Here is a 26,027-nt window from a genome sequence, read left to right as displayed (position 1 = left end):
ACCCTCCCTAATCAAATTGGAAAATTAATTCAACATTACACTTCTTAACGGGGTTTACTACGGTAAAGTCGAGCGCATAGTGCTCTTCTATATTTCCAAAATGATTGATAAAATTTAATTGCTTTACTTCCAAGTAAAGCAATCTGCTGTCATATAAGATTCTTAATCGCTGTTCCCCTTCTAAAATCGCTTCATCTTCTTCTTCTGTTATCGTTAAAGAAGGAATAATCAACCTTTCGATAATAGATACAGGCTGTTCCGTAAAAGAATAGCGATCTTCCAGAACCAGCTTTGGTAATTTCCCTTTCATCCATGTAAACTTTCGAGTTAATCCTTCGAGGGTATCTAATTCATAGGCTTTTGCAATGTCTAATTCAAAGATATCAATTTCTTTGCCTATTTCAGCACGAAGGATTCTTGCATACCTTGGCAAGCCTTCCCCCTGATATTGATGATTGATAATCGGAACAGAATGCCCTTGCGACCCATTACATAAATACGTATAACGTTTTTCACTAAAATAATCTTTCGTATATAAACCACTGCCTAAATCTTTAAAAAACACTTCGCTGTTTCCCTGCAGAATAAAATGGCCAATATCGTTATGATTATGTGGTTCGTTATTATTTCCGCCCTTTGCAGCAAAGGAGAAATGTCCTGATGTTGTTTGGTGTCTTGAAATAAACCATTGTGAATCATTGAAAAAATTACTTCCGTTCCCCCATGGCTGATCAGGAAGTGTCTCATCAAACCAGAGAAGGTTTCGGATTGCCGGCGCCCATCTTCCACAATGATCTGCGGTAAATTTTGCACGCAGTTTTCTTTCCGGAATTTCAAAATCTGCGTAAACCTTGCTTAAATAATGACTTAAACCTAGATAAACAGAAGCAGTTGGATTTGTGTCCGAAAAGTTAACCACTTTATCTTCATTCATAAAACATCTTTGTTGGAACAAAGCGATTTGGTGAACCTTTTCACCTTTAAATAAATCTATTTTCCCATCACTTTTCTTTTTTACTAAATCCGCAAAATAGACGTAGTAACCAAAACCATATTGCCAATAACCATAGCCTTCACGGCAAACGCCATCATCACTAAAGCCTTTTAAATAACACTTCAAAGCTGGCAGTACTTTTCCTAAAATGGCGGCGAGCTCTCCTGGGTCTCGGATTAAATGGAGCGCCGCCGCTCCAATGGAACCTGCGCATACAGCCGCCCAATTATGTTCCTGTGTTTCCCATTCATAATTTGTTGTTTTAAATGGGTAAAAGACCCGTTTATAGACTTCCACATAAATTCGCTTACGTATTAATGGATCTAAAACGTCTTCTGTAAGCATGAGAATCTCAGCTAAAGCGAATGCTGTTTCAGCTGCAAATAAATCAATCGTATAGTTTTCCACACCCGGTCCATCAAGTGAGCAGCTAATGGTCGTGGATGTTTCTGAGCTGAATTTTAAATGGGCAGGCAGGCACCAAGAATACTCATTGCAAATGGACCAAATCGTATTTTCCAGTGCCTGTACATACTCCTTATTCTCCGGTTCAAGCAAAACCATGATAGCAAAGGTAGTTAGGCGGTGTCTTTTTTTGAAATATACCTTTTCGAATTCAATCCTTGAGCCACTTTCTGTAAATAACCTAAACAAGGAATAGGACAATTCTTGTTCTGTTTCCAGCAATAGTCGCTCTCCCTCTTCTATTACCTCAGCTATGAGGGGTTTAAAATCAGGGTTAATCCTAGCGTTTCTCCACCATTTGTTTTTTTCTTCTGAGGTTGAAAATAATAGCGGAGACTCAGAAACTAGCAAATTCTTCAATCATTCCTACCTCCTTACCCTTTTACTCCTCCTAATGCAATCCCCTCAATAACCTGTTTTTGCCCGATAATAAAGACGATAACTAAAGGAAGAATGGCAGATACAGCCGCAGCCATAATTAAGGAGTAGAACTCACCATTAATCGTCGTGAATTTCTGCATGGCGATTTGAATGGTTAATAAGCTATCCGTACGTAAGAAAATCAGTGGATTTTGATAATCATTCCATGTCCAAATAAAACGCAGAATTCCATAGGTCGCTATAGCAGGCTTTACAATTGGCAGTGCGATAGACCAAAAGATTCTCCAGTGACCGGCACCATCAATTTTTGCTGCTTCAATATAATCATTATGAATACTCATAAAAAATTGTCTTAACATAAACGTACCTAATACACTAAAGCTTCCAAGTAGGATTAGTCCAAAGTGGCTGTCAAATAAGCCAATTTTACGGAATAAAATAAATTGCGGAACGAGAATTGCTTGCGGCGGAACCATATATGTTGCTAATACGATCATAAAAAGGAATTTGCCGAACGGAAACTTTACTTTAGAAAAACCATAGGCAGCAAGAGCAGAAACCACAACGGAAACACATGTGGTAATAACCGTTACCTTAATTGTATTCCAGTAATAAACGTAAAACGGATAGTCCCCAAACCATACTTCTTGATAGTTTTTAAATCCATTCCATCTTTCTGGAATCCATTGGATCGGAAATTTAAAAACATCTGCTTCAATTTTAAAAGATGTTGAGAGCATCCATACAAACGGCAGAAGGAACAACACACTGCAGACGAGCATAATAACCGTTATAATACTTTTTCTAATGATTAATGAATTTGCCATTGTTTTCCCTCCTTAATAATTCACCCATTTTTTCTGTCCAATCCATTGGAAAACCGTAATTCCGAATACAACGATAAATAGGACAACAGCCATGGCAGAAGCGTAGCCAATCTTCAGATTCACGAAAGCGGTATCATATAAATTCCAAACAATCATGGAGGTAGAGTTCATCGGTCCCCCCTTTGTTAATACAGCAATCAAGTCAAAAACCTTAAAGGTAGATATAATACCAGTGATAAATAAGAAGAACGACGTTGGTGAAATCATTGGCAGCGTAATATGTCTAAACTTTACCCAAGCATTTGCGCCATCGATGTCAGCCGCTTCATATAAATCTCTAGGAATGGATTGTAGACCTGCTAAATAAATAATCATATTAAAGCCAATTGAAATCCAAATTTGGATAATCATGATAGAAATAAGTGCGTAGTTAGGATCTGCAATCCACAATGGAGGATTTTCGATTCCTAAGGACATTAACACTTGGTTGATAGGACCTTGTGATGGATGAAACAGGACCTGCCAGACAACGGCAATCGCAACAACACTTGAGATATACGGCATGAAAAATGCTACTTTGAAGAAACCTTTTAAATATACATTTCTGTCAATTGTTACCGCTATCAATAATGAGATTGCCATACATATTGGTACGGTTAGGACGAAAATGGCATTATTTCGCAGTGACTTTAGAAAAACAGTATCTTCAAATAATCTAGTGAAGTTATCAAAGCCAACCCACTTTAGCTGCGAGAGGGGGGTAATGAAACTCCAATCTGCGAAACTTAAAGCAAATGTTGCAAAGATGGGGAGTAAAACAAGGACTGAAACACCTATGAGCATGGGGGATACAAATAAAATACCAGTTAGATTTTCACTTTTTTCTTTGGTGATTTTTTCTTCTTTTTCTACAACCTTTACGGGTGTGGTGAGTTCTGTTTTCACACTCATTTGATTCACCTCAATTTTTAGTATATTTTTATTATAAAATAATGATAGATTTCTCTTTTAACGGTATTTTGCTCTTTATAACTACAAATTTGACTTATTATAAAAATGGACTGGGTTATAGATAATAGATTATTTTTGCACCCTGTTGATTGGAGCGGAAGGCACGAAGACTCCTGCGGGAGTACGGGGCTGGGGAGACCCCACAGGCGCTTCAGCGCCGAGGAGGCTCCCCGGCACGCCCGCGGAAAGCGAAGTGCCTGGAGCGGAAATCAACAGGCCCAATCTAACACAGCCAATATAAATAAGCCCAGTACCGCAATGGCCTGGACTTGATAAATCTATACATTTATTAGGAATACCTACGCCTTGCCGCCTCGGTATTCAATCGGTGTCACTCCGACGTAGTTTTTGAAGATTTTGATAAAGTAGCTTTGGTTATCGTAACCGAGCCGTTCGCAGATTTTTCCTACTGAGTCTGTTGTTTGTTCGAGTAATTCTTTTGCTCGGTTAATTTTCATTTTTGTTACGTATTCTACAAATGTCTCGCCCACTTCTTTTTTAAATAAGCGGCTGAAATAGCTTGGATTTAAATATAGATGGTTTGAAACCTCATCAAGGGTGATTTTCTTTTCAATATTCATCGTCACATATTTAAATGCGTCGAGAATTTCTTTTCGTTTTGTTTGCTCATATACCTCTTTTACAAAGGATAAAATTGACTTGAAATAAGTAATCAGCCACGTCTTGAGATCCTCTAAAAATTGAATTTCAAAAATCTCATTATGCATATAGTCAATGGTTTGCTGTGAGCGAAATAATTGTAAGGCATGAAGCTTTACCCTTAAATCTAATAATAATTTTAACACCCAATCCTTTACTAACTCTGGTGTGAATTGTTTATCTTCAAGAAAGGTAATCCATTTAGTAACATATTCAACAATTCTTGCATCGTCTCTAAGCATGATGAGTTCTCTCATTTCCGCAGCGGCTTCATCATACTTCGAAAACAAGTCTTCCGTCGGTGCTTCCTGAGGTTCCTTCCGTTCCACAATTGAGCCGGGTTTCAGATAGAACCGCTGATGGCTGCAATTTATTAATTGGACCAATTCCTGCTTAAACTCTGGTAAATTCGTACAGCCATCACCTGTTATAAAAGAAAGTGAGATGTTCAATGAGCGTTTTAATGCATGTTGAATCCTTTTCATGCTTTCAATCGCTTCAGAAAGAGCACTCCTTTTTAATATTAAGGAAATAGGGAAAAAGACAAATAGCTCCTTGACACCATATTGGAAATGAACTGCACCTGGATGGCAGCGCTCAATTTCCTCCGCCACGACATTATTAATCGCAAAATGTAAGGTATCCTCTGATACATACAACGCTTTTACTATACTGTAATTATGTATCATACCCAATGAGCCAATATAGGCGCTTTGGTCTACGTGAAGTCCTAACGATTTGGCCTCTGGCAGCCAATTAATCTCCTTCATGTCTGGTTGTTCAATCGTCTTCTTAATGAACCTTTCTTTTACACTTTCTTTGTTTTGATTAAGCATATTCTGGATTTGGAGGTGCTTGTTCATTTTATTATTTTGTTCATCGAGTGTATCCTTAAATTTTTTAATTAGCTTGCGGAAATCATTTGGGTCAAAGGTATCCTTGATTAAGTAGTCCTGTACTTGCAGTTTTAATGCCTGCTGAGCAAATCCAAAATCAGCATGGCAGGATAATATAGCCACCTTTAGATTTGGATTTTGGTCTTTTAACTTTTTGGTTAGTTCAATCCCATTCATTTTAGGCATACCGATATCTGTAATTAAAATATCAGGCATCTCACTCATAGCTTTTTCAAAGGCACTGGCACCATTCTCGTGTGTACTTTGAAGTGATACACCCAGCTGCTCCCACTCGATCGTCTCAGATAACAGCTGTATTACTGGATAATCATCGTCAACTAGCATTACTTTGTACATCAGAATTATTGCCCCCTTTATGAATCGTCAATATCACTTTTGTGCCTTCCCCTGGTAAACTTTTTATATCCATTCGAAATGCTCCTCCAAAGGTTATAAACATTCGTTCATATACATTGGATAGCCCTAAAGAGGAAAATCCTTTGGTGTTTCTATTATCATTATCTTCCATACCAATTGATTGGCCTAGCTTTCTATTTAATTGCCTTAAAGCAGCTTCGTCCATTCCCTGGCCATTATCTTCAATAATAATGAATAGTTGATCATCCCTTAATTCTGATCTAAGTATAATCGTTCCCGCACTTTGATTCAGACCGTGGATAATGGAATTCTCAATAATCGGCTGCAGAATAAAGCGGGGAATCTTCAATGAATCTGCCTCTTCATGTACAGAGATTTCTACCTTTACTTGTTCTTTTTGCCTCATATTCATAATGTTAATATAATCCAGCACAATCTGGACTTCTTCACGAAAGCTAATAATCTCTTTATTCTTATCAATGGTCATTCTCAGTAACTTAGACAAGGAACTAATCATGTTTGCACTTTCCTGGTCACCTTTAACTAATACCTTCATGCGAATAGAATTAAGAACATTAAAGAGGAAATGTGGATTGATTTGTGCCTGCAGCATATCTAGTTCAGCTTTCCTTTTTCTTTCCTGGGTCTGTGTAATTTCTTTAATCATTTCATTTACGCGGTCAAGCATAAGATCGAAAGATTCAGAAAGCCTGCCTACCTCATCTCTGCTCCGGAGGCGTGAACGAATTGCTAGATTTCCGCGTTTAACCGCCTCTGCTATTTTCCCTAAATGAACAAGTGGTTTTGTAATCGTTCTTAATAGGGAGGCCATTAGAATAAGAAAAATGGTAAATGAAACAATCTGAACGGTAAACACTTTACTAAATATTGAATTAATTTGATTTACAGCCTGTTTATAAGGAACGAGGGATACAAGCTTCCACCCCGTAAAGGATATATCGTGTTCTGCAATTAAGTAATCTTTATTTGATATCTCAAAAATATTCGAGGAATTTTTCTCTCTGAGTTGTTCGCTATATTTAAATTGTTCACCGATTTTTACATGGTCACGATGTGAAAGGATTTTATTTGATGAATTCAAAATCATCATTTCTTCATGTCCCTTCATATTCTCAAAAATCTGGTTAATCTTATTTTCCATTATCGTAACGATTACATATCCATAAATCCCCTGATTCTGATCTCTTAATGTTCTTGCTACGGAGATTTGATAAGGATTGTCCCTTTTCTCTGACGTAAACATAGTTGGCTTGCTCTCAATCCAAATCGATTCATATCCTTGTAATGTATTTAACTTCTTAAACCAATCTTCACTTACTAATTGGCTGGGATTGAAATCATAGGTAGAGTAATTTTTATAGGATTTACCATTCTTTAGAAGTATGGTCACATAAGATTTCTCTCCTACAAGTGTGATATTTTCAATGGTTTTATTGATTTTACTATCGTCCATATATTTTTCATAATCAGTGTTCGTTCCTGCCTTATCTTGTGCTTTTTCCTTTAAAATGGTATTCATTTCCGCGTCAAGCTGAACAAAGTTGGTAATGTAGAGCATATCTTCTAACAGCTTTTCGACATACTCATTTGCAATCGTAAGCTCTCTATTAGCATTTGTCAGTGCCTGGTCCTTCAGCGTATCTTTTGTTAAGTAGTTATAGATAGATAAGGAAATGACTGCAGGTATAATTAAACAAATGATAGAAATAAAAATTACCTTAAATCGAAACGAACGGGGTTCGAACATACGCTTTTTACCCTCTCTCATATGCAGACCAACCTTTTTAATAGAAAGATGGGGTTGTAAGCAATTACAACCCCTTTTTTTATCAATTATTCTATTATTCTGTAATAATGTCCATACTATTTGTTGCTGTCAATAATTTCCTTAAATCTTTCTTGAGAAGCTTTGATGGTTGCATCGATATCCTGCTCACCAAAGATAAGCTTTTCATATTCTTCATTGATAACTTTATAAAGTTCAGATTGATATGAAACCGGTGAAATGATTTTAGATGACTTGGCATTTGATAAAACATTTACAAGAGAATCTTTATCGACCTTTTCAGGGTTCTTTGTTCCGCTAAGAATCTTATCAATGATACCAGTTAACTCATCTTCACTCACTTTGCTCCATGATGGAATATTCTTACCTTGAACAATCTGTCCTTCTGTTGTATACCAGCGAACGAATGTATAAGCAGCTTCTTTATTTTCAGAAGTGTTTGCAACTGACATAAAGTCTGTTGTTACAGGTGTATAACCGCCCTCATCACCGCTCTCATTTTTTGGATACGGAGCAACAGCGACATCAAATTCTAATGGGAACTGGTCAGTACCGCCAAGTTCCGTATTCATCCAGCTTCCGATTAAGATTGAACTTGCATCTTGACCAAAGAATTGGTTACGGTAATGAAGCTTTTGAGATAAGATATCAGTGTATGGAACAGAAGACTTGTCTTCTTTTTCCATTTGTACTCTTAGTTCAAGTGTCTTCTTGAATAATGGGTTATCAAGATTTGATTTACCATCAGCAGTTGTGAATTCTGTATTATCTGCTTCGCTAGCAAGCGCAAGCTTCATGAACTCCATCCAGCCGCCGCCTTGTGGTCCGTGGAAGTATGTTCCATAATGTTCTTTCGTTGTCATAGCCTTTGCATATTCTGCAAATTCATCCCATGTCCAATCTTTTGGCACCTCAAGACCTGCTTCCGTTAAATGGTTCTTATTAAGTAGAACATACCACGGGTTAAACTTTCCAGGTAAAGCGTAATACTTTCCATCAATCTGTGTATCAACTTTATACTCTTCTGTTACTTTGTAACCTTCTTCTTTTATAAACTCATCGATTGGTGCTACCATGCCCATGCTTACACGTTGTGCATAACTTGCTGGGTCACTGAACATAAGAACGTCTAATTGTTCTCCAGAAGCTGCTGCTAAATCTAGCTTTTTAAGTGCTTCTTGTGTATCTCCCTTTTCACTGAGGATGACTAATTCTACTTTGATGTTAGGGTACTTTTCTTCAAATGCTGCGATAGTGCTTTTCCAGTTGTAGGATGCTTCATTTCCATGAGTGTGGAATTTGATAGTAACCTTTTCGTCCTTTTTTGGTTCTGACGAGGCTTTTTCCTCACTTCCGCCGCCGGAACAGCCAGCAAGGACTAAACAAAATAGCATAGTAAAGATTAATAGCGACCAAATCTTTCTCTTCATTCCCTTTCCCCCTCAATGTTTTTACCTATCAATTATTTGAAAACCCTTACAATGAAAGTTTAACAAATTCAAATTTATAACTAATACCAATAAATTTACTCATTATAATACTTTTTTGACTACTACAGTAAAATCTTTAGCTATTTTACTAAATAATAAATTAGAAATATACATTAGCACATAACTTAATCCGCTTCCAAAAAAGAGGATACCCACGCCATTGAAAAAAATACTGATGGTAAAAACACAAATTGCTGCAGATATCATTACCATTGTATAGAGAGGATAAGAAACCCCGAGCAAAAAAGCTGCTTTAATATAGTGCAGCGTTTTGTATTCAAATTGAACATACACCGGGAAAATAAATAACAAAACAGTCAAAAATAGAAGAACAACACCTATTAAACACCCCATTAAAACGGGATACAATGATCCTTGTAATGAGCTGATTAGGCGCCAATCTAAGAATAAGACAATACTAATTCCCAGCAGGATAAAGCCAAGGCGATTTGCATTCCAAAACTCTTTTTTATAGGTTTCCCAGAAGCATGAGAATATTGGTATGTCCGTTTCTCCTCTTAGCCATTTTCGAATGATTGTGAACATGGCTACTGTGGAAGGGGCTGCCCCAAATATAAAAATACCAACGACCATAAATAACAGCCATAAAAGGTTAATAAATGCCAGTCTGGTAATCCATTGACAAATTCCATAGAATCTTCCCATCCATTCTGATGATTCCATTCCTAATATTCTCCTCCTTTTAATTTCACTTTCACATTTCTTATAGTCTAATAGAAAAAATTTGATCTGTTTAAACACTTTTTTGACCATTTTTGCGAAATTCTTTACATCTTATTAGTAACCATAATAAAAAAGCAGCCTCCCACGTGGAAACTGCCCTTCAAATTAATGAATATCATATATTTTGCATTTCTCGTAAAATCTTGTTTTACCTATTTCAAGCAGTTTTGCCGCTTCCTGCTTATTCCCATTGGTAACGGACAGTGCATGTAAAATGGCTTGTTTCTCTACTTTTGCAAGTGTTTCTTTTAAGGACTGAACAGGAAAATCAGGTGCGTCTTCTGATTTTTTCTCACTGGTCTTTTTAGAAATACTTACTGTTTCCTGATCGCGTAAATATAATGGCAGGTGTGTCACTTCTACTGTATCACCGTCTAAAACGTTAATCGATCTTTCTAGAACATTCTCGAGTTCTCGTATATTCCCCTGCCACTTATGCTGATTAAGTCTCTCTATTACTTCAGCCGACAGTTTAATACCATTACGATAGAATTTTCTTTCCAACTTTTCTAATAGATTGTTGGCTATTAACTCGACATCGCCTTTCCGCTCTCTAAGCGGGGGGATTTCAATTTTAATCACATTTAACCGGTAATATAAATCTTGGCGAAATGTGCCTTCTTCCACCATTTTCTCTAAATTCCGATGTGTTGCCGCAATAATGCGAACATCTACTGCAATTGATTTTTGACCGCCGACTGGCAGTATTTCGCGTTCCTGTAAAACTCTTAGAAGTTTACTTTGCATTGCGAGCGGCATATCACCGATTTCATCAAGGAAAATCGTTCCACGATTCGCTAGTTGAAAATGACCTTTCTTTCCACCCTTTTTAGCACCAGTAAAGGCACCTTCATCATAACCAAAAAGTTCCGATTCAAGTAAATGTTCTGGAATAGACGCACAATTGATTGGCACGAAAGGGTAGTCGGCACGCGTACTGTTATTATGAATAGCAGACGCAAACAATTCCTTACCTGTACCTGATTCTCCAAGTATTAAAACGGCTGATTGACTGCCGGAAATTCTTTCAGCTAATTTTTTCACACCTAAAAAAGCTGGACTATTTCCAATGAGGTTACTGAAGTAATATTTGCTTTTACTATGTTTTTCAGCTTTTGTTTTATAATAATTTACCTCTTCAACGAGATGCTGTATTTTATTTTTGTACAATAACCAATCCTCGGGATTGCGGAACATGACCGTTCCGACAGCTCCTACTAATTCACCATCAATAATAAGAGGATATCGGTTGGCAATCATTTCACTGCCGTTAATGGGCTGTATGGATGCCAGTTCTTTTTGTCCGGTTTTGGCTACGATATGCATCCTTGAGTTCTCAATTACATCTTGAACATGCTTGCCTATAGATTTTTCAACCGTGGTGCCTAGAAATTCACAATAAGCTGCATTGATATAAAGTATAATACCCTCACGGTTTACAACAACAATTCGTTCACCTGCAAGGTTTATAATTTCTTCAATCCAATGATGTGGAATTTTTCCCGTTCCTAGTTTCATATCTTTTCACCTTGGTATATTTGTTTATGTTCATTATATCAAAGAGGCTGTGTTATTCACTAAGTTAGGATAAAAGAATCCTGTTCGGTAAACCGAGCAGGATCTCTTTTCGTTATTGGACAGTATAACCGCCATCAAGGATAACAGCTTGACCTGTAACTCCTCTTGCCTTATCACTCGCCAAGAAAGCAGCGTAATCAGCAATTTCAGATACCGCGAGCAGCCTCTTTTGAGGTACTAGTGTAAGCAGAACATCATCGATAACACGTTCGAGACTGACATTTCTTGTGATAGACAAGTCTTTTAGCTGGTTTCTAACGAGTGGTGTATCCACATAACCAGGGCATAAAGCATTTACAGTGATTCCATGCTGCGCACCTTCTAACGCCGCAACCTTGGTTAATCCAATCACTCCGTGCTTCGCACTATTGTAGGCAGCCTTACCGGCAAAACCAATCACTCCGTTAATCGATGCCATATTGATGACCCTTCCAAATCCCTGTTGTTTCATAATAGGGAATACATGTTTAATACCAATAAATGGAGCCGTCAGCATCACCTTGATTAATAACTCAAATTTTTCAGTAGGGAATTCCTCAATCGGTGAAACATACTGAAGTCCCGCATTATTGACTAAAATATCTATTCTTCCAAATCTTCCATGTGCAGATTCTAGCGCTTTCTTGAATGCTTCCTCGTCCGTGACATCACAAGGAGCAGAAAATGCTTCATACCCTTCTTCTCTTAGATCATTTGCAACACTATCACTTTTTTCTTTATTCAAATCAGAGATGACCACTTTTGCTCCCTCTTGGGCAAAAGTCTTAGCGATCTCTAACCCAATCCCACTGGCAGACCCAGTAATAAAAGCTACCTTTCCTACTAACATGTTGGATCCTCCTATAATAACTAATTACTAATCTATCGTATGTTTCTAAGTTTTACACAAGACCTAGAAACGTATAGATCGCAATAACGAAGAAAACAGCTACTGTTTTAATGATTGTAATCGCAAAAATATCACGGTAGGATTGTTTATGAGTTAATCCTGTAACCGCTAAAAGGGTAATGACAGCACCATTGTGCGGCAGTGTATCCATACCGCCTGACGCCATCGCAACAACACGGTGCATAACTTCAGGCGGAATGTTAGCTGCAGCTATGGCCTGATTGTATTTATCTGCCATGGCTCCAAGTGCAATCCCCATACCGCCTGACGCAGAGCCCGTAACACCTGCAAGAGTACTAGTTGTAACTGCACCATTTACCAGCGGGTTTGTGAATGTAGTAGAGATTCCATCACTAATTTTTGCAAAGCCAGGAAGTGCAGCAATAACACCGCCAAATCCATATTCAGCACCAGTATTCATGGTTGCAAGTAATGAACCGCCAATACTTTGGTTGATACCTTCTTTGAATTTATTTGACACTCGTTTCCAATCGTATAAAAGAGAAGAAATAATACCGACAACTAATGCCATCTCAATTGCCCAAATTGCAGCACTTGCAGTAACGTCAATGGTGTATGGTAAACCTAACGCTTTAAAATCAAACCCATTTGGATACCATTTAGGTATAAACGTAATAAATAGTTTATTGGTAACACCTACAAGAATAAGTGGAACAAATGCTAAAACTTGTCTTAAAACAGACTGATTAGAAGTTAAATCTGGAACAACTTCTTCTTTTTCTGTTAATCTTTCCTTTTCTAAGGCAGCGGCATTCTCAGCACCGAAGCCGTAATAGCCTTCCCCAGCTCTTTCTGCCTTTTTCCTTCTCGTTTCCAAATACCATAATCCAAGGGTTAAAACGAAAATAGCTCCGATGATACCAAGAATTGGAGCAGCATAAATATCTGTTTTAAAGAAAGCAATGGGAATTACGTTCTGAATTTGCGGTGTTCCCGGTAAGGCGTCCATAGTGAATGTAAATGCACCAAGAGCAATCGTTCCTGGAATAAGTCTTTTTGGAATATTGGCTTCTCTAAACATTTGCGCAGCAAACGGATAAATGGCAAATACGGCTACGAATAAACTTACACCGCTGTACGTTAAGATTGCACCCAATAATACGATCGTTAACATGGCACGTTTTGCACCAAGCATACGAACAATCGTCTTCGCAATAGATTCAGCGATTCCTGACATTTCAACTACTTTCCCAAAGATGGCTCCTAATAAGAAAACTGGGAAGTAGGATTTGATGAATCCGACCATCTTTTCCATGAATACACCGGAGAAAAATGGTAAAACTTGAAGCGGCTCAATAAATAGAACTGCTAAAATGGCACAAAGCGGTGCGAATAAGATAACAGAAAAACCACGGTAGGCGGCGAACATTAACAGTCCGAGCGCCAGAAGAATAACAATTAGATCCATTTAAATCCCCCTATACCTTTTTTTACAAGATTCAAACTAAATACCCCTTCGTAAGCGTTTTCATTTGATGCTTACGCTTTAATAAATGCAAGTTCCATGCCAACTTTATTTATTATTTTCTAAATAGTAGCAATCTTTCTACTTATTATACTAGTTAATACTATAAGTTAGTTGATTACCATAAAAACTGTACCTTTAATTGGTTGTGTTTTTCCGGATTTGCGGAAAAAATAAGTATTATAGATTCCGTATTTCCGGAAATTTCCGTATTTCCGGAATCAGTTATTTTTAGTTACACCCTGTACCTGAAGTACAACATAAAAAAGAGAAGCACCTTCCATCTAGGAAAGTGCTTTTCTCATTTAATTTGCCAATGGTAATTTAATTTCAACTAATGTACCCTGTTGTGCTTTACTTTGGTACGTAATAGTTCCATGGTGCTGTTTTATAATTTTATTACAGATCATTAATCCAAGTCCGGTTCCTTTTTCTTTTAATGTATAGAAAGGTTCACCCAGCCGAGGTAATATTTCTTCAGGTATCCCACAACCTTCATCCTTAACAGAAAGAACACATTGACCCTTTTCACCTTTATATAGGTTAATGTGAATAATCCCTCCATCATGCATTGACTCGAATGCATTCTTGAGAACATTAAGGAAAACCTGCTTTAGTTGATTCTTCTCACCTGTTATAAAAAACTCCCCTTCCTCGACATATGTATTAAATTGAATATTTTCCATATGCGCCTGCGGAGACAGAAGTTCAAGGGTATTCTCAACTAGCTCTCTTAAATTCATCCGATGAAGCTGAACAGCCTGTGGTTTTCCTAAGGTAAGCATTTCACTCGTAATCGTTTCGATTCGTCCAAGCTCACTTAGGAGCAGGTCATTTATTTCGTCAGCACCATTTTCCCATTTAAATAACTGTATAAAGCCTTTTATCGTAGTTAGAGGATTACGGATTTCATGGGCAACACCTGCCGCTAACTCACCGACAATCGATAGTTTTTCAGATTGCAGTAGAATTTCTTCTGCTTTTTTCCGTTCAGAAATATCACGGCTGATAATTACAATATGTTCAACCTCACCGTTATCGCCATCTACAGGTACACACCTGGACTCAAATTCAATCCATTGACCTTGTTTATGCTGGAGACTAAATTCAATGGATTTCATCTCTTTATGATTAAACATTCCGTCAATTGTATTCTTAAACATCTCAACATCTTCAGGGTGAATAAATTTGCATATTTTAACCGCTTCCAATTCATCGGATTGATAACCTAAAACCATTTCATGTGACGGTGAGAAATAAGTTAGATTATGGTCTTTATCCATGACCATTATTAAGTCCGATGTATTTTCAGCAATCAGCCTGTACTTTGATTCACTTGCTTCAACCATTTTATACATATCTGTTAATCTATGATTCAATCTATATAGCTTTAAATAGGATTCGATCAGCAATATCCCCATGATTACGCCAAGAATAACAAAGAGTAAATATTGGAAATGGAAAAATGGTTGATCCCTCATTACGTTAAAATAAATCGGTACGGTAAGAGTATAAATGATTAAATAAGCCCCCGAGAAAATAAGGGTCCTTTTTATCGATGAAAGCTGTTTAATATATATATGGATAAAGGAGAAACCTATCATCATGAATGACCAGCCCGTAGTGGCTGTCTCCCAATGCCCGTTTGACAGCAGTCGTGCTAATAACCCAAAGGCCCCTGTTATCATTCCAGCAATTGGACCCAAGTAGGCAAATACAAGAATGACAGGTGCATAACGAATATCGTAAGTGTACCCCTGTTCCTGTATGGCCAGCACAATAAGAATAACGGAAACAATTCCTCCATAACAGCCAGCCCAGAGGTGGAAATTTTTTACGGGTTTATGATTAATTAAAGAACGTATTACTAATGGGATAGTAACCAAGAGTGAAAAAATAGACAGATTTATTATGTAATCTATTAAGAACAATGAACTCCCACCCAAAAAATCATACTTTTCACTCTATCATAAACTAGAATTTTCTCTATTACCATATGCAATAATTTATTTTTCATGGGGGATTATACCAGCAAAAAAGAAGTACCAGCTACGGTACTTCTTCTTTGTAATTACTAGTGTTAAATACCTTTTTCTACAGCAGATTTCTCCTTTTCAAATAGTACAATTAATGCTGGTAATAGAATACCTCTAATTAAGAACGTATCTAATAAAATTCCTACTGCGACAATGAAGCCAAATACAAACAATAATTGAATCGGCTGTGTCATCAATACCGCAAAGGTTGCTGCTAGAATGATTCCGGCGGATGAGATTACACCGCCTGTATTGGCAACAGCAATTTCTACTGCCTTTTTCACAGGGTGCTTTTTCCTTTCTTCCATAAACCGCGAAATGAGAATGATATTATAATCAATGCCAAGTGCCACTAAAAAGACAAATGAATAGAGCGGCACACGGTTACTGATGGTGTCAATATCAAAGAAGAGATTGCTTAAGAACATCCCTAGGCCGACTGCTGCCAGGAAGGAAACCAGAATGGTTCCCATCATATAGATTGGCATTTTAAATGATTTTGTCATAATAATCAACATCACAAATATCAAGAGTGATTCAAGCAGCACGATAACAATTAAGTCCCTGTCATTCGTTGCACGGTCATCCACTTTTTTGGCTGTTTCTCCTGCAAAATGCAGCTCTCCATCCACATTACTTTCTGCCGCAAATTTTTCTGCATTATCTCGCATTTTCTCCAATGCATCCATGGTTTCTACCGCATAGGGACTTTCCTCAAATGTTAGACTATATTGGATTACCTTGTTATCTGATGTGGTGCCGTTCGGACGAACATTGCTGACTAGATTTTGGTCTGCAAGCGTTTCGAGTAATGCTGTTTGCTGTTCAGGTGTAATCGGTTCTTTCGCTTCAAACAATACTGTCGTTGCAGCAAGATCACCTTTTTCAAACTTTTCTTCTAAAATTTCATAGCCTTGTCTTGAAGGCATATCCTTTGGGAACGACTTAATCGTATCGAATTCATATTTCAAATTTAGCATGTTAAGGGCTGATACCAGCAGGATGATACCAATCACGGAAGCTGATGCCACTGGTTTTTTAACGACAAATTTTCCGATTTTACTCCAAGCAGAACTGGATTTAACTGTTTCCTCACCCACTCTTGGAATCTTAGGCCAGAAGGATTTTCTGCCAAAAAAAGTAAACAAGGCGGGTACAAGGGTAATGGAAGCAAGCATAATTATAAGCATTGCTGCTGCAAACACCGGTGCAAAGTTACGATAGTCTCCAAATTCCGCAAAGAATAGGACCAGCATGGCCGCTAACACGGTCCCCCCTGAGAAGAAAACTGGCAATCCAGTTTCTCTCATTGCATGTTTCATCGCATCGTATTTGCTATCATTTCTTTTCAATTCTTCACGGTAACGTGAGAAAACAAATAGGGAATAATCAATGACTGCTGCAAACAAAAGAATCGTCATAATTGAAAAAGTTTGACCGCTAATCAGTAATCCAGCCTTCCCCATCAAACCTAATATCTGATTTACAACTTGGTAGACAAATCCTGCTGCAAACAGCGGAATTAGAGCTAATAGTGGTGATCGATAAATGACGATTAATAAGATTAAGATTAAGCCTACAGTTGAAAATAATAACACTAAGTCAGCACGGGAAAAGAGATCGAGAGTATCGACTGCGATTCCTGCAGGACCGGTAGTATATAACGTTAAGTCCGAATTTCCCTTAACAATTTCATCGATTTCCTCAAGTGCTGTTCTAATCTCCTTTGACTCTAATTCGGCTTCAAACGTTAATGGCAGAATCAAAGTACTCTGGTCTTTAGAGAAAAAACTTGCAGTAGCTTGTGGCGGCAAATTTGTTAAAGGAACATATTCTTTTATTCCTTCTACTTGATCAAACTTTCCAAATATTGAACTTAAATCCGATATTTCCACTTTATTATCATCAGATTGGAAAACCAATATGGCTGGTATTCCTTCATTATTTTTAAAATACTTGTCGACCTTATTTTCAGCAATGATAGATTTTGCATCCGCAGGAATAGTGTCAATGCTTGAGACCTCGTATTCCTTAGCACTTGGAGCAAAGACAGACAGCAGTATCGTTACTAAAAGCCAGATTCCAAGCGTCATCCACATTCCCTTTTTTGAGGTAACACGGTCTGTTATCGGCCGTAAGAATGAATTCATGCTTTCGTTCTCCTTTTCCTATAATTTCAAAGTAACACAAGTGTAACTTTGACTAAAAAATAATTGACACACAATAACACTTTTATTATCTTTCAAAGTGACACTTGTGTCAATTACTTATTTATGAACATTCCTTGAGTAATAATTTCCTTTATAGAATGAATCCATTCTGCCTTTGGGATTCCAAAATGGTTGGGAATAGCTACTGTTTGAAGAATAAATCCTATAATCAATCCATCAGGAATATGGCTTTTTAATTTTCCTTCATCCTTCCCTAGCAGGATGAATCTTTGTAAAAATTTATACATATCTAGAGGCAGCTTTTTCAGCTTTTCTTTATTTGTGAAGGCTGCCTCCGTTCTGTCCATAACGTGCTGGGCGGCTTTGATTAATTCATGTAACTCTGTTTTTTTAAAAATAACATCGATTAGGAAGTCGAATTGTTGTTCAAAGCCTTCAAGTTTATCAATTTCTTTTAAGTCATGAAGAAAATCTTCCATTTCGTATATCATGAAGTCTGTAATTAAATTTTCTTTATTGTCGTAGTATTTATATAAAGCAGCTCTTGAAATTTCCATCCGATCCGCCAAAAGACTGAAGGTAAATCCGTCGTATCCATGCTGAAGGAGAAGGTGCTTTGCCTCCTGAAATAACTCCACTGTATTAAATTTCCGTTCACGAGCCATCCATTCACCCCCAAAAATACTATGTGACAATAGTATACCATATTGACAAAAATTTTAGCTAAGTCACCGTATCCAGCCTATTGACTTAATGGTTATATTTGATAAAATCGGAGTGAGTAATCACTCATTTTGGAGAGGATTGATTAACCATGTCATCAACTATAGTCATAAATGAAGTGAGTAAAAGCTTTGGAAAAAAGGTAGTTCTTAATCAGATCAGCTTAACTGTGGAATCCGGACAGATATATGGCCTAATTGGTCCGTCCGGCTCAGGCAAAACCACCTTGGTAAAGATTATCGTGGGCATGGATTCAGCAAGTAAAGGGAATGTTCAATTACTCAATACACCCGTTCCTAATTTACAGCTATTGCAGAGGGTCGGCTACATGGCCCAAGCAGATGCCTTATACAGTGATTTAACAGGAGAAGAAAATCTTGCATTTTTTGCCTCCCTTTTTAAACTGAAAAAAGATGTCCAAAAAGAACGGATTGCTTATGCAGCCGATTTAGTGAATCTAAGAGCTGATTTGAAAAAGAAGGTTCAAAACTATTCTGGCGGTATGAAGCGGCGCCTATCACTGGCAGTGGCATTAATACAAGATCCCGAAGTCCTTATTTTAGATGAGCCGACTGTCGGTATTGATCCAGAGTTGAGGCAATCCATTTGGTCTGAGTTATATCGTTTAAAAAATGACGGAAAAACGATTTTAGTAACAACCCATGTTATGGATGAAGCAGAAAAATGTGATTATCTTGCGATGGTCCGCAACGGCGAAATAATCACGAGCGGCTCACCCTCGGAATTGAAAAATCAATATGGGATTACAAGTTTAGAAGAGGTATTTCTAAAGGCGGGGGGTAATCAGCAATGAGAATATTTGCGATGGTAAAACGGATTTTCCATCAAATGTTACGAGATAAACGGGCTTTGGCGTTGATGATGGCTGCCCCATTACTCGTTTTAACCCTGCTGAATTATCTGCTTTCAGGAAATACAGTTGATCCCAGACTCGGTGTTATTAATGCAGATGATAAACTAGTTGAGAGGTTAAAAGATAGCAGCATTACGATCATACAGGTTGAAGAGAACACAGAAGAGCTTTTACTTGGTAAAGACCTTGATGGTATTCTTCAATTTAATGATGAAGAAATCTCATTGACTCTAACGAACGACCAGCCTAGTACAGCAAAGGCTTTACACATAAAGGTGCAGCAGGCCATAGCGGCTGAAAAAGCGAAAGAGCAGGCTGCTAATTTTTCCACAATTATGGAAACTATTCAGAGTCAATTGCCAGGAATTCCAGTTAAGATGGAGCCAGTTAAGGCCGCTGAAATCAATACCTCATATCTTTATGGAAATGAAGAGACTATCTTTTTTGATCAGTTAAGCCCGATACTGGTTGGATTCTTTGTGTTCTTCTTCGTTTTCTTAATTTCTGGGATTGCTTTACTGCGGGAACGTACTACTGGTACGCTTGAACGATTACTCTCCACACCTATTCAAAGAAGAGATATTGTTTTTGGTTATTTGTTGGGATATGGATTATTTGCGGTAATCCAAACCATTATTGTCGTTACGTATGCTGTAAAGGTATTAGATATAACGCTGGTTGGATCGTTCTGGAATGTTGTCATTATCAATTTAACCCTTGCCTTAGTAGCGTTATCACTTGGAATTTTATTGTCGTCATTCGCCAATTCTGAGTTTCAGATGATGCAATTTATTCCGATCGCAATCATTCCTCAGGTCTTTTTTGCAGGTATTTTCCCTTTTGAGTCTATGGCTGGCTGGATGCAGATTCTTGCTAAATGTATGCCGATGTATTATGGCGGGAACGCCTTAGTGGAGGTTATGTATAAAGGTTCGGGATTAAGTGAGATCACAAACGACCTTTTAATCTTGCTGGGCTTTGCCCTTGTCTTCATTATTTTAAATGTAGTAGCATTGAGGAAATATAGGAAGATTTGATTTTTGTGATGTGAAAAGGAGTTATCGCATGACTGAAGAAGAATTACTGCTGCGGCAGTTATTTGATGAAGAAAAATTGACTGATAAGCAAAAAAAGATTATTATAGCCGCGATTGAAACCTTTTCTGAAAAAGGGTATGCTGCCTCTTCTACTAGTGAGATTGCCAAAAAGGCAGGAGTTGCCGAAGGAACCATCTTCCGGCATTATAAAACAAAGAAGGATCTGTTAGTTTCCATTGTTGCCCCGCTGATGACAAAGTTTATTGCTCCGTTAGTGGTAAAGGACTTTAATAAGGTGCTGGACCGTGAATTTGAAACTGTAGAGGAATTCTTACGGGCAACCATTGAAAATAGACGAGATCTTCTGGTTAGAATGCTCCCTGTGGTGAAAATCATGTTTCAGGAGATTCCTTTTCAGCCGGAATTGCGGGAACAATTTCTTGAACTTGTGGTAAAGAATATTTTTAATCGGGTCGAAAAAGTAATTATCTCTTACCAGGAAAAAGGATTTTTGATTGAAATGCCTCCGGAAAGTATCGCAAGATTTGCTATTACGAATATACTTGGGTTTTTATTCTCTCGTTATCTTCTGTTTCCCCATTTAAAATGGGATGATGAGCTTGAGATTGAGCGGACGATTCAGTTTATCATGCATGGAGTCGGAAAAAGGAATTGATATAATTGGCAGACCCCACAATGGCTTTACATTGCGGGGTCTTCTTTTGGAATGTATTTTTACCCTTTTAATAAGAACTCATTACCGTCTTCATCAGTAAACTGTACAAAGGTTCCCCATTGCATTTCCTGAGGCTCACCTTTGAAATTGACTCCATTGGCTTTCATCTTTTCATAACTGCCTTTTACATCTTCACAAGCAAACACGATAGAAGCCATTCTGTTTTCGTGGCCTTGCATCATCGACTTAGGGTAAATTACTAGATGTGTCTGGGCATTTGTTGGCGCCACTTCAAGCCAGTATGCATTTGGTCCCATTGGATATTCCGCAAACACCTCAAACCCAACCTTGTTTGTCCAAAATTCTTTTGCTTTTTGCTGATCCTCTACATAAACTGCAACGGTTGCTAGATTTGTTATCATATGTATATCCTCCCTAAACATCTATCAAAACCTATAATATCAGTATTTCAGCAGTGATACAAAGGCTTCAAAACTATTTAATCAAACGTTTAATTAGTTTACCTTCCGTTCTAATCAAACGTTTGATTAGTTTTTAACCACAAAAAAAACTGGACAGCCAAATTGACTATCCAGTAAATTCCAAAGTGTCCATACCACACGGACTCTGTCCACGAGTGGTGACAGGCACCAAGGTGTTCACCCTTTTTTATGCTTCAACAATATTTGGTTGTTGGTATACTTTTTGATCGAATTCGCCTGTTGCTTTGCTTGTTAGAACTCCTGATGTGATTGCTCCGCTTACGTTTAGGGCTGTACGTCCCATGTCAATTAGCGGTTCTACTGAGATTAGGAGACCCACAATAGCGATTGGCAGATTCATGACGGATAGAACGATTAGTGCTGCAAATGTTGCACCGCCGCCCACTCCTGCTACACCGAATGAGCTAAGCGCCACCACAAGAATTAATGTAACAATAAATCCAGGGCTTAGTGGATCAATTCCTGCTGCTGGTGCAACCATAACAGCTAACATTGCAGGGTAAACCCCAGCACATCCGTTTTGACCGATTGAAAGGCCAAATGAACCCGCAAAGTTTGCAATCCCTTCTGAAACACCTAAGTCTTTCGTTTGCGTTTTAATCGTTAAAGGCAGCGTTCCTGCACTTGACCTTGAAGTGAAGGCAAATGTTAAAGTTGGTAAAGCTTTTTTCACATAATTAACTGGGTTAATTTTTGCGATTGTTAATAACAATAAATGAACAATAAACACAAGAATAAGTGCTACATATGAAGCAATCACAAACTTCCCTAATTTTACAATCGCGTCATAGTTACTTGTTGCAGCAACCTTTGTGATAATTGCAAGAATACCGTATGGAGTTAAACGAAGAATAAGTGTAACTACCCTCATTGTCACCGAATATAAAGTATCGATAATTTTTGCAAATAATTCTGCATGCTCAGGTTCCTTACGTTTAACGCCAAGGTAGGCAATCCCAATGAAAGCCGCAAAGATTACTACCGCAATCGTTGAGGTTGCACGTGCACCCGTTAAGTCTAAGAATGGATTACCAGGGAACATTTCAAGAATTTGCTGCGGTGCAGTCATCGTTTCAACGGTTGTAGCTCTTTCTACTAATGCCTCATTACGCGCTTTTTCTGCTTCCCCTTCTGTCAACTCAATCCCATCAAGACCAAAGCCTAATGAAGTCCCAATACCAATCGCTGCAGAAATAGCTGTTGTTCCAAGAAGAATACCAATTACAAGAATACTAATTTTTCCAATGTTTTTCGTTAGTTTTAATTTCGTAAAGGCTCCAACTATTGAAATAAATACAAGCGGCATAACAATCATTTGTAATAGTTTTACATAACCTGTTCCTACAATGTTAAACCAGTCAATTGTACCTGTTGTTACCTCAGAATCTGTACCATAAATAAGATGAATAATAAAACCAAAGATAAGACCTAAACCTAAACCAGTGAATACACGTTTTGAGAATGATACATGCTTCTTTGCCATCATGCGTAAAACGACCATGAGTAAAAGCAGTACGGCAACATTCACAACAATAAGAAATGCATTCATCTTGTTTCCCCCCTTATGATATATATATTTTGTGTTGCGTAAATTAGTCTATGAGAATACTAATATACTTATTCCTATCAGTCAAGTCGGAATGATATGTTTTTTTATTCTAATAATTTGAATAAAATCAACAGTTTGAAGAATACTACCTGCTAATGATTAAACAGAAGGAGATTTAAATATGGAGTTTAAATCCTATTGGTATCTGGGATTAGGTATCTTAAGTATTCTTCTGTTAGCCTATGTATATCTAAAAACGAGAGATCCTAGAAATTTTCTGCTGTTCCTTGCTATGGTGGGACTTGGGTATATCATAGAAACGGTGATTTATAATTTCGGACATAGTTATCATTATTACCCAAAACTGATTAGGCACGATACCTTTTATGACAGTAATATGGGGGCAATGGCCTCTAATGCATTGGCATTACCTGTTGCGGCCACATTTTTAGCTGCTCTTCGAAAAAATTGGCTCTGGATACTATTTTTTATCTGTTTTTTTGCAGGTACTGAATGGTTATTCTTGAAGCTTGGTATCTATAAACATAATTGGTGGAAAATTACCTATACGGCTCTTGGACTTTTTTTTGTTTATTTCCCTTTAGCAAAGTTGTTCTATACCTTGCTTTGGCAGTCGATACAAGGGAAACTTCACTCCATCCTTTTATTTTTAATTATTAGTCCAATATCAGCGAGTTTTCAATTTACACCAATTATGTTTTTTTCAAACCGATATTATGAACTAGGCTTGTTTAATACGCTTTCAGAAGATACCACTGCCTTTGGCTCTATTTATTACATGGCTGTCTGTCTTTTCTATGTTTGGATAGCCAAATATCCTTGGAAGCTAAACTGGTTCAAGTATGTGGTAACTGCATGTTTAACTTTCATCGTCAACCTTATTCTTCAAAAGGCAGGAATCCTCCATAGTAAAGTCTGGTGGGACCCATGGTATTACGTTATACTATCCGTATTTGTATTAAGATTTACCGTATATATCAGCAAACACTTAACAAACGGTCCACAGAAAATGCCTGACCCTTAAAAAAGGATCAGGCATTTTTGATTCACACTGTCCGCCTCAGGTGGACAGTGTCCACGAGTGGTGACAGGCACCATAATTGTTTTTTCTAACCCATCTCACAATTAGAACTAAAAGTGCTAGTCCAATCATGAGAAATAATAAAAGTCCAAACCAAGAAAATTCTCCTCCATGATGAGGACCATTTATTAACGGATGGTGCCCTCTTCCGCCATGGTGCCCCCGCCCTTCAGGCCGAAACCCATTTTGGAACCCCACATTAGTTTGATGTCCTCCTGCTAAATGCAGGAAAAAATTCATTACAACCAGTCCAGAAGTAATAATCGCACCCCAGATAATCCCTAGTTTAACTCTAGTATTCATCGCTATCTTTCCTCCTTTCGTTCTTGATAGTTTGAAGTTTATAGGACAATGGTGAAAACTTGGTGAAAGGAGAGGAGGTACGATAAAATTTTTTAAAAAATTTTTCCTCTTTAAATATGTAAAAGAAGTTGTTCTCATCTATTAACTATTAGATTATGATAGTGTTTGGATAAATTAAATTAATGGACTGAGAGGCTAATGCCTATGTGGAGAAATAGAAATGTTTGGATTATTTTAACGGGAGAATTTATCGCTGGCCTTGGCTTATGGCTTGGGATTATTGGTAATTTAGAGTTTATGCAGGAAAAGATTCCTTCGGATTTCTTAAAATCACTCCTTATGGCGACTGGACTTGTCGCCGGGATTGTTGTTGGCCCATACGCAGGCAAAATTACGGATCAAACGAGTAAGAAAACGGTGATGCTTTGGTCTGGTTTATTACGTGCAGTCAGTGTCATCTTTATGTTTATTGCTATTGCTACAGGGTCCGTTTGGTGGATGCTCGCATTTTTCGTTTTCATTCAGATTTCTGCCGCCTTCTACTTTCCGGCCTTACAAGCAGCGATCCCTCTTATAGTCAAAGATAAGGATTTACTCCAGCTCAATGGAGTTCATATGAATGTGTCCACCCTTTCGCGGATCATTGGGACCGCAGTTGCAGGGATTTTGTTGGTACTTCTACCCCTATCCATGCTCTATATTGGTTCTTTCATTGCCTACCTTGGTTTATTGATTCTGACTTGGTTCCTAAACTTTGAAGAGAATAATGATAAACCCTCAGCAAAAAACAGCGATGGAAAAACCAGTTTTAAAGACGTAATACCAGTAATAAAGGGGCTTCCAATTGTTTTTATGACGCTGTTGATGACCCTTGTACCACTTTTGTTTCTTGGCGGTTTCAATCTCTTAGTTATTAATATTAGCGAGTTGCAGGACAGTTCAGCAATAAAAGGATACATCTACGCAGCAGAAGGAGTTTCCTTTATGATAGGTGCCTTTTTTATTAAAAAAATCAGCGACAAATTCTCGCCATACAAAATTTTATTTGGCAGTTCGCTCCTTGTTGGACTCTCGCAGATTATGCTTTATTTTGCCGATGTTTTTGTCGTAACGATAGCAGCATTCCTCGTTTTTGGTTTTTCAGTCGGCTGCTTTTTCCCAACGGCAGCAACGATTTTTCAAACAAAAGTTCCAAAGGATTTCCATGGGAGATTTTTCTCATTCCGCAATATGCTCGATCGGGTTGGCTTCCAGGTCGTTCTACTTTTGACTGGATTCCTTCTGGATTTTATTGGTCTGCAATTAATGTGTATCCTTTATGGCGGGCTAACCCTTATCCTTACCGTTATCTTTTATTTAAAAAACAAACAGTTTCGTACCGCTAAAATGGAGAATTAACCAAAATACCATCCAGCTTCCTTGCATTCGTGCAAGGAATATTTTTTAT

Annotated in this window: 21 protein-coding genes; 5 read left to right on the top strand and 16 right to left on the bottom strand. The window is 37.8% G+C overall.

Translation table 11 applies throughout. The features are described from left to right. Window positions 1–7 precede the first annotated feature (7 nt). The 13 genes from QNH29_RS02880 to QNH29_RS02820 all read right to left on the bottom strand — a co-directional run bounded on the left by QNH29_RS02880 (window position 8) and on the right by QNH29_RS02820 (window position 18,478). Window positions 8–1,819 (bottom strand): heparinase II/III family protein, encoded by a 1,812-nt coding sequence (locus tag QNH29_RS02880; RefSeq protein WP_283863361.1) that lies wholly within the window; start codon window positions 1,817–1,819, stop codon window positions 8–10. 14 nt (window positions 1,820–1,833) lie between these two features. After that, window positions 1,834–2,667 carry a carbohydrate ABC transporter permease gene (locus QNH29_RS02875; RefSeq protein ID WP_034673489.1) on the bottom strand — a complete coding sequence of 278 codons (834 nt, stop codon included), beginning with the start codon at window positions 2,665–2,667 and terminating at the stop codon, window positions 1,834–1,836. Window positions 2,668–2,679: 12 nt separating this feature from the next. Next, on the bottom strand, window positions 2,680–3,618 hold the full coding sequence (locus tag QNH29_RS02870; RefSeq protein ID WP_283863360.1) for a carbohydrate ABC transporter permease: 939 nt from the start codon (window positions 3,616–3,618) through the stop codon (window positions 2,680–2,682). A gap of 359 nt (window positions 3,619–3,977) precedes the next feature. Next, window positions 3,978–5,591: a response regulator transcription factor gene (locus QNH29_RS02865; protein ID WP_283863359.1), complete on the bottom strand. Its 1,614-nt coding sequence runs from the start codon at window positions 5,589–5,591 to the stop codon at window positions 3,978–3,980. Beyond that, complete coding sequence (locus QNH29_RS02860; RefSeq protein WP_283863358.1) at window positions 5,569–7,401, bottom strand: sensor histidine kinase; 1,833 nt, start codon at window positions 7,399–7,401, stop codon at window positions 5,569–5,571. The genes QNH29_RS02865 and QNH29_RS02860 overlap by 23 nt, the downstream gene beginning before the upstream one ends. Before the next feature lie 95 nt (window positions 7,402–7,496). Beyond that, window positions 7,497–8,849: an ABC transporter substrate-binding protein gene (locus QNH29_RS02855; protein ID WP_283863357.1), complete on the bottom strand. Its 1,353-nt coding sequence runs from the start codon at window positions 8,847–8,849 to the stop codon at window positions 7,497–7,499. Between the two features lie 102 nt (window positions 8,850–8,951). Continuing rightward, window positions 8,952–9,527: a YesL family protein gene (locus QNH29_RS02850; RefSeq protein ID WP_481858814.1), complete on the bottom strand. Its 576-nt coding sequence runs from the start codon at window positions 9,525–9,527 to the stop codon at window positions 8,952–8,954. A 231-nt stretch (window positions 9,528–9,758) separates the two neighbouring features. Then, a complete protein-coding gene (locus tag QNH29_RS02845) occupies window positions 9,759–11,171 on the bottom strand; it encodes a sigma-54 interaction domain-containing protein (protein ID WP_283863355.1) in 1,413 nt (470 codons plus the stop codon). Window positions 11,172–11,283: 112 nt separating this feature from the next. After that, on the bottom strand, window positions 11,284–12,060 hold the full coding sequence (locus QNH29_RS02840) for a 3-hydroxybutyrate dehydrogenase (protein ID WP_283863354.1): 777 nt from the start codon (window positions 12,058–12,060) through the stop codon (window positions 11,284–11,286). A gap of 52 nt (window positions 12,061–12,112) precedes the next feature. Further along, window positions 12,113–13,549 carry a GntP family permease gene (locus QNH29_RS02835; protein WP_283863353.1) on the bottom strand — a complete coding sequence of 479 codons (1,437 nt, stop codon included), beginning with the start codon at window positions 13,547–13,549 and terminating at the stop codon, window positions 12,113–12,115. 362 nt (window positions 13,550–13,911) lie between these two features. After that, entirely contained in the window at window positions 13,912–15,537 is a 1,626-nt protein-coding gene (locus QNH29_RS02830) for an ATP-binding protein (RefSeq protein WP_283863352.1), read from the bottom strand. A gap of 149 nt (window positions 15,538–15,686) precedes the next feature. Next, window positions 15,687–17,792, bottom strand: coding sequence for an MMPL family transporter (locus tag QNH29_RS02825; protein ID WP_283863351.1), 2,106 nt, complete (start codon window positions 17,790–17,792; stop codon window positions 15,687–15,689). A gap of 113 nt (window positions 17,793–17,905) precedes the next feature. Beyond that, window positions 17,906–18,478, bottom strand: a complete 573-nt coding sequence (locus tag QNH29_RS02820) for a TetR/AcrR family transcriptional regulator (protein ID WP_283863350.1) — start codon at window positions 18,476–18,478, stop codon at window positions 17,906–17,908. Between the two features lie 149 nt (window positions 18,479–18,627). On the opposite strand from QNH29_RS02820, the gene QNH29_RS02815 reads away from it, so the two are divergent. Genes QNH29_RS02815 through QNH29_RS02805 form a run of 3 tightly spaced genes read left to right on the top strand, consistent with a single transcriptional unit; the run spans window position 18,628 to window position 21,123 of the window. Further along, window positions 18,628–19,350 carry an ABC transporter ATP-binding protein gene (locus tag QNH29_RS02815; protein WP_283863349.1) on the top strand — a complete coding sequence of 241 codons (723 nt, stop codon included), beginning with the start codon at window positions 18,628–18,630 and terminating at the stop codon, window positions 19,348–19,350. After that, window positions 19,347–20,447 (top strand): ABC transporter permease, encoded by a 1,101-nt coding sequence (locus tag QNH29_RS02810; protein ID WP_283863348.1) that lies wholly within the window; start codon window positions 19,347–19,349, stop codon window positions 20,445–20,447. The genes QNH29_RS02815 and QNH29_RS02810 overlap by 4 nt, the downstream gene beginning before the upstream one ends. A gap of 28 nt (window positions 20,448–20,475) precedes the next feature. Then, window positions 20,476–21,123 carry a TetR/AcrR family transcriptional regulator gene (locus tag QNH29_RS02805; protein ID WP_283863347.1) on the top strand — a complete coding sequence of 216 codons (648 nt, stop codon included), beginning with the start codon at window positions 20,476–20,478 and terminating at the stop codon, window positions 21,121–21,123. Between the two features lie 59 nt (window positions 21,124–21,182). On the opposite strand, the gene QNH29_RS02800 is transcribed toward QNH29_RS02805, so the two are convergent. Together QNH29_RS02800 and QNH29_RS02795 are read right to left on the bottom strand one after the other, a co-directional pair. Further along, window positions 21,183–21,545, bottom strand: coding sequence for a VOC family protein (locus QNH29_RS02800; protein WP_283863346.1), 363 nt, complete (start codon window positions 21,543–21,545; stop codon window positions 21,183–21,185). Between the two features lie 247 nt (window positions 21,546–21,792). Next, window positions 21,793–23,175 carry an L-cystine transporter gene (locus tag QNH29_RS02795; protein ID WP_283863345.1) on the bottom strand — a complete coding sequence of 461 codons (1,383 nt, stop codon included), beginning with the start codon at window positions 23,173–23,175 and terminating at the stop codon, window positions 21,793–21,795. Between the two features lie 181 nt (window positions 23,176–23,356). Between QNH29_RS02795 and QNH29_RS02790 the strand changes: the two genes are divergently transcribed. Next, complete coding sequence (locus QNH29_RS02790) at window positions 23,357–24,220, top strand: hypothetical protein (protein WP_283863344.1); 864 nt, start codon at window positions 23,357–23,359, stop codon at window positions 24,218–24,220. A 36-nt stretch (window positions 24,221–24,256) separates the two neighbouring features. Here QNH29_RS02790 and QNH29_RS02785 read toward each other — a convergent pair whose 3' ends face one another. Next, on the bottom strand, window positions 24,257–24,580 hold the full coding sequence (locus QNH29_RS02785) for a hypothetical protein (RefSeq protein ID WP_283863343.1): 324 nt from the start codon (window positions 24,578–24,580) through the stop codon (window positions 24,257–24,259). Between the two features lie 204 nt (window positions 24,581–24,784). Between QNH29_RS02785 and QNH29_RS02780 the strand changes: the two genes are divergently transcribed. Then, the gene (locus QNH29_RS02780) at window positions 24,785–25,978 is read left to right on the top strand and encodes an MFS transporter (RefSeq protein WP_283863342.1); all 1,194 of its coding nucleotides are present in this window, start codon (window positions 24,785–24,787) and stop codon (window positions 25,976–25,978) included. The last annotated feature ends 49 nt before the right edge of the window (window positions 25,979–26,027 follow it).

The sequence above is a fragment of the Neobacillus sp. DY30 genome, assembly GCF_030123065.1.
Taxonomy (GTDB): domain Bacteria; phylum Bacillota; class Bacilli; order Bacillales; family Cytobacillaceae; genus Neobacillus.
Note: the sequence above shows the minus strand (reverse complement) of the source record. Positions and strands in the feature narration are given on the sequence as shown.

Coding starts and splice junctions, on each gene's coding strand:
- QNH29_RS02875 (WP_034673489.1), bottom strand. CDS start 2,667: ATGGCAAATTCATTAATCATTAGAAAAAGTATTATAACGGTTATTATG.
- QNH29_RS02780 (WP_283863342.1), top strand. CDS start 24,785: ATGTGGAGAAATAGAAATGTTTGGATTATTTTAACGGGAGAATTTATC.
- QNH29_RS02840 (WP_283863354.1), bottom strand. CDS start 12,060: ATGTTAGTAGGAAAGGTAGCTTTTATTACTGGGTCTGCCAGTGGGATT.
- QNH29_RS02825 (WP_283863351.1), bottom strand. CDS start 17,792: ATGAATTCATTCTTACGGCCGATAACAGACCGTGTTACCTCAAAAAAG.
- QNH29_RS02785 (WP_283863343.1), bottom strand. CDS start 24,580: ATGAATACTAGAGTTAAACTAGGGATTATCTGGGGTGCGATTATTACT.
- QNH29_RS02805 (WP_283863347.1), top strand. CDS start 20,476: ATGACTGAAGAAGAATTACTGCTGCGGCAGTTATTTGATGAAGAAAAA.
- QNH29_RS02810 (WP_283863348.1), top strand. CDS start 19,347: ATGAGAATATTTGCGATGGTAAAACGGATTTTCCATCAAATGTTACGA.
- QNH29_RS02855 (WP_283863357.1), bottom strand. CDS start 8,849: ATGAAGAGAAAGATTTGGTCGCTATTAATCTTTACTATGCTATTTTGT.
- QNH29_RS02815 (WP_283863349.1), top strand. CDS start 18,628: ATGTCATCAACTATAGTCATAAATGAAGTGAGTAAAAGCTTTGGAAAA.
- QNH29_RS02795 (WP_283863345.1), bottom strand. CDS start 23,175: ATGAATGCATTTCTTATTGTTGTGAATGTTGCCGTACTGCTTTTACTC.
- QNH29_RS02800 (WP_283863346.1), bottom strand. CDS start 21,545: ATGATAACAAATCTAGCAACCGTTGCAGTTTATGTAGAGGATCAGCAA.
- QNH29_RS02865 (WP_283863359.1), bottom strand. CDS start 5,591: ATGTACAAAGTAATGCTAGTTGACGATGATTATCCAGTAATACAGCTG.
- QNH29_RS02860 (WP_283863358.1), bottom strand. CDS start 7,401: ATGAGAGAGGGTAAAAAGCGTATGTTCGAACCCCGTTCGTTTCGATTT.
- QNH29_RS02835 (WP_283863353.1), bottom strand. CDS start 13,549: ATGGATCTAATTGTTATTCTTCTGGCGCTCGGACTGTTAATGTTCGCC.
- QNH29_RS02845 (WP_283863355.1), bottom strand. CDS start 11,171: ATGAAACTAGGAACGGGAAAAATTCCACATCATTGGATTGAAGAAATT.
- QNH29_RS02790 (WP_283863344.1), top strand. CDS start 23,357: ATGGAGTTTAAATCCTATTGGTATCTGGGATTAGGTATCTTAAGTATT.
- QNH29_RS02820 (WP_283863350.1), bottom strand. CDS start 18,478: ATGGCTCGTGAACGGAAATTTAATACAGTGGAGTTATTTCAGGAGGCA.
- QNH29_RS02870 (WP_283863360.1), bottom strand. CDS start 3,618: ATGAGTGTGAAAACAGAACTCACCACACCCGTAAAGGTTGTAGAAAAA.